The organism is Flavobacterium sp. W20_MBD1_R3 (genome assembly GCF_052119725.1).
GTDB lineage: Bacteria > Bacteroidota > Bacteroidia > Flavobacteriales > Flavobacteriaceae > Flavobacterium.
Genome location: NZ_JBGQOR010000024.1, coordinates 1 through 4,728, shown reverse-complemented (window position 1 = coordinate 4,728; position 4,728 = coordinate 1). Strand labels below are relative to the sequence as shown.

The following is a 4,728-nucleotide window of genomic DNA, read 5'->3' as shown; positions in this document are numbered from 1 at the left end:
GTAGTTGGACCTATTTAATGTCATACTAAAAAATGAGTGAAATAATATTTAACATATAAGTCATATAAGAATTAAACTTTAAATGACCTTATGATTATTTAAGTTACATAAGGCTACCACAATCGAAACTTAAACTTACATGACTTATATGGTGAAAAAAATGCGACATTGTTTTATTCCTAATAGTTACTGTCCCCTGTAGAACAACACGGTAGTTATGGTTTTGAAAGAAATATTTAAATCCAGATAAATACTGCGATGCTTGATATAATACAAATCATACTGCAGTTTAATTAAGCTGTCTTCGATGGTTTCCCCATACGCATAATTGACTTGCGCCCAACCGGTAAGCCCGGGTTTGATGATGTGTCTGGTTTCATAAAAAGGCATTATTCCGGCAATTTCTTTAACAAAAACGGGGCGCTCTGGACGCGGTCCAATAACTGCCATATCGCCTTTTAGTATGTTGATAAACTGAGGAAATTCATCCATTCTGGTTTTGCGGAGAAATTTCCCAAACGCGGTCACTCGCGAATCATTAGTTGTAGTAAAAACAGCACCATTGGTTTCGGCATTTTTAACCATAGTTCTGAATTTTAATATTTTAAAAATAGCACCATCCTTTCCCACCCGTTCCTGTGAATAAAACAAATGTCCCCTGTTTCCTATTGCATTTCCAACTAAAATGAGCGGAAACAATAAAGAACCAACGACCAGACCAGATAAGGAAACGGCAATCTCAAAAATTCGCACCACAAGTAAATATAATTTATTTTGATTACTTCGACTAAAAGGGAAAAATCGGTAAAAATCTCGTGACATGTATTGCACCGGAATGCGATAGGTTTTACTTTCGTACACCTGCGTATATTCCCGAATAATATTTCCCAACTCCAGCAAATGCAACAATTGTTGGTACAAATCAGCCGTGATACCTTCCGTTTTTTGGGAAGCAATTACAATTTCAGAAACCCCATTTTCTTTTACAAAAGAAAACAAATCTTCTCTTTTTATATGCTGAACATAGTGGTAGGCTTCAATTTCTTTTTCATTAGTATCCACGTTAACAAACCCAATAATTTTGTAATGCGGATCAATATTTTCGAGACCTAAAATCAATTCTTGTACCTGCTCCTGATCACAAATCAAGATCGCTTTCTGAAAAAACCTATTAGAAGCTAAAAAACTAACATATAGCATTCGCCACAAAAATAACGAGAGGAAGATAACGAGAAAAAACAGCAATATTTGGAGTCGGTTTGAGGGCAACGCTGGAGAAAAAAAAGGCGTCAGTAAATACACCAAAACGGTCGTAGAAACCGTAATAAGAGTACTTTTCAACACCTGAAATTGGTTACTGGCCACTTGAAGATTGTACATTTCAAAAATAGTTCCAAATACATTCAGATAAACGGCCAACACGATCGTCCAGAAATAATTAGTAGTGGATATTTCAAAATAGTTAAAAGCAAATACTTTTCCCGTCACGTACAAAGCCGTCAAAACAAACAGAACGTCAAAAAGCCGAAGAATCATCTTTCGCTCTGATATTTCAAAATGCATTTTGTCAACTGAAAACATGATATATACTTTGGTACGGGTGCAATTTAATGTTTTTGTTCCAAAATAAATTTCTGGAGGTATATCTTTTTAAACAAAATGTACGTTTAACCAATATTTTTTTAAAATAGAAGCACATTCGCAACAAAATCCTGTGAAAAAAAATAGCGAAAATAAAGACCATTCGTTTCTTTTCCTTCCCCAACCCTAAAGGGAGGGAAAAAGAAAACATTACGCAATATCATTCCAAGATAGTCCTAAATTTTCGACTCGCTTTAGAGTCGGGGTAAAACGAAAATTAAAACCCAAACTCTCTAATTTTCGGCTCCCTTTAGGACCGGGGTAAAACGAAAATATATAGGAAATGTTTTTTTCTCTTGATTCTTCCCTCTCTAATCTTCCCCCTTTTCTCTTCACTACTCTTCTCTAACACTCTTTTTCCTAGGAAATCCCAACTGCACGTTGAGTAGCGACAACGAATACACAAACGCAGGAGCGGCAGTACGCATCGCGGCATGATTAATAGTTAAAAACCAAAAGGCCACAAAACACAATAAAAACATATTGAACTTATTTTCCAAATACAAAATCAACGGCGTAAAAAACAAAATCAATAACGCCAAGACCCCTAAAGATCCGTGCTCGGCCAGCATTCGAGTGATTTCATCGTGGGACAACACTTTGATCCCTGTTTCATCCTCCCGTACTTCCACTCCTTTGCCTACACCGACACCAAAAATTGGATTCTTAAAAAAAGTACTAATTTCATTTCTCGCGACATCCTCCCTGCCGGTAAACTGACTCTCTTTTGCCCTTCCTGCAGCATCTTGATTAGAATATCGTTTATTGATCAGGCCACCCGTCTGAAAGGAAGTGTACGTCCACGTGGCAAACATGGCAAAAACTAAGAGTATAATAATGTAGTTTAGTTTTACCCTGCCACCATGATTGGATTTAAAATATAAAAAAGCCAACAGCAACAATATCATCAGTAAACCGGTAATCATACCCCCTCGGGAGAACGTAATAATCCCCCGATAAGTAATATTTAACGCAAGTATAGCGTTGATTATCACTTGGAATTTTGTTTTAGAATCCAATAGTAATCTGGAGAAAAAAATAAACATTCCCAGTCCTAAGACGGTGGCCACCTGATTAGGTCCGTACCCTCCTGAGGTTTGAAAATTAGATTCGGTTCCAGTAATGACCTCCTGAACATTGGGGGTATACAGCGTCAAATACACCATACAACTGATAATAGGAAGCCCCATGCTCAGCAAGATTGCATTCATTTGATCCAGCCCAACCTTTCGCCGAAAGGTATACAAAGAGGCGAGTCCCAAACAAACGGGACCAGAAATATTAAAGGCAATCGCCTTGCGAATATTCGTATCAAAATTCAATACAAAGGTCGAAATAATAACACTGGGGACTAATAATAACAAGAAGATCCAGTACGGAATAGCCCCTTTGGAAAAACCACTGTAATACATCCCGATAAAAACAAAAAGGATAACCCCGTATTTAGAAATTTCATAGAGTGGATTTCCTCCGGTCATCCTTAAAAAGACTTCGCTTCCTACTACATAGGCTGCTGCAATTAGCGCTTCATTGTTTCGGTTTTGTTTTTTTATGATGTAATAAATTCCAAAGATAAAGATAGAATAACCATATATTTTTGCGGTAAAAGGCAACAAATATCCCAATGCACCCACCACCACATGGAAAAGAATTAAATAGAGATAGGATCGATCTTCGTTTTTCATTTGTAACTATTTTGCAACCAATTTAAATACTTTGCTATAACTATTGTTTCTGAATTGTGATCCAATACCGTTTGATACAGTGCGCGACCAAATTCCATTTGCAGTTCCTCACTATTGATTAATTCAATCAGCGACTCATAAAACAAATCTGCCCGTTGTGCAGCAACAAGAAAACCATTTGCACCATGAGCAATTAAAGAGGGTATTTCCCCTACTGCAGTTACTACTATTGGTTTTTTATGCCAGCCATACTCCAAAAGTGCCACAGGTAAACCTTCTGACTTCGAAGTAAGAATTCCAATTGCCGCTTGTTGCAAAATATGGGCTACATCTTGTTGAGTGCCGTAAAGGAACACCTTTTTTTCTAAATCAAAAGCAATAATAGAATCCTTAATTTTTTGGGAATAGGCATCATCAAAATCTTTTCCAACCAAGTGAAACGTCCACTCAGGATGGGATGCTTTTAGTTTAGCCGCAACTTCCAAAAGTAAAAAATGATCTTTTTGGGCTCTCAAATTAGCCAAACAGAGAATCCGCTTTCCAGGAATCCCCTTCAAAAAGGTATTTACACTATTCTTGTTTTCTTCCGATGGGAAATTAGGCAAATAAATCGTGTTCCTAAAATTCAATTTTTGTTCAGCCCAACCTTTCAATTTTTGATTGACAGCAACAATACCGCTAAAAAAAGGAATAACTTGACGTAGAACAAACGTAGGTCGCTGTGCCAGAAACTCACTGTCCCCATAATGATCATGCCAAATTAAGCGTACCCTTGGACAACTCAATTTCAATAAAAAAGCAAGAAAAAAAGAGGTGCTGTGCGCGTGAATAATCGAAACTTTATGGGTTTGTACATAACGCCGTAATTTAAAAAGTGCTTTTAAATCAATGATTCCCTTTTTATTTAAATGCAAATACGAAACACCCGCATCAATTTGATGTAGCAACGGTCCTTCTTTTCGAGTGACCACCAAACCTGAAAATTCAATTTTTTTCGCCAGCGCATTGGCATAACTGACCGCCATACGCTCTGCACCACCCGCATCGAGTGAATCTATAATTTGAATGATCCTCATATTGTTTGTTATCACTTATGTTACGTATTAATCTAAACTCCATTGCATCCGTCCGAATGATTTTTAAAGCTAAACCAAAACTTTCTTACTAATCCAAACGTTATGGCTTTTCCCCACGCCGTCTGTTCGAGTGATTTTTAAAGCCAAACCTAAACTTCCAAACCAGACCAAACGTCATGGCTTTTACCCACCCCGTCTGTTCGAGTGATTTTTAAAGCTGCAACAAATTAAACCTACCAAACCAAACCTAATAGCTTTAAAAATTGTATCGAGAACTTTAGATTACAATCGCTTCTCGATACGTTTTTGGCTAAACACCTTCTGTT

General features: G+C 37.2%; 3 protein-coding genes. All 3 read right to left on the bottom strand.

What is annotated here, in order from left to right; all coding sequences use genetic code 11:
- Positions 1–186: 186 nt before the first annotated feature.
- Positions 187–1,581, bottom strand: coding sequence for an exopolysaccharide biosynthesis polyprenyl glycosylphosphotransferase (locus tag ACEN2F_RS14560; RefSeq protein ID WP_441740506.1), 1,395 nt, complete (start codon positions 1,579–1,581; stop codon positions 187–189).
- A gap of 395 nt (positions 1,582–1,976) precedes the next feature.
- Complete coding sequence (locus ACEN2F_RS14555; protein WP_441740504.1) at positions 1,977–3,281, bottom strand: O-antigen ligase family protein; 1,305 nt, start codon at positions 3,279–3,281, stop codon at positions 1,977–1,979.
- Between the two features lie 41 nt (positions 3,282–3,322).
- Positions 3,323–4,402 (bottom strand): glycosyltransferase family 4 protein, encoded by a 1,080-nt coding sequence (locus ACEN2F_RS14550; protein ID WP_441740502.1) that lies wholly within the window; start codon positions 4,400–4,402, stop codon positions 3,323–3,325.
- Between the last annotated feature and the right edge of the window lie 326 nt (positions 4,403–4,728).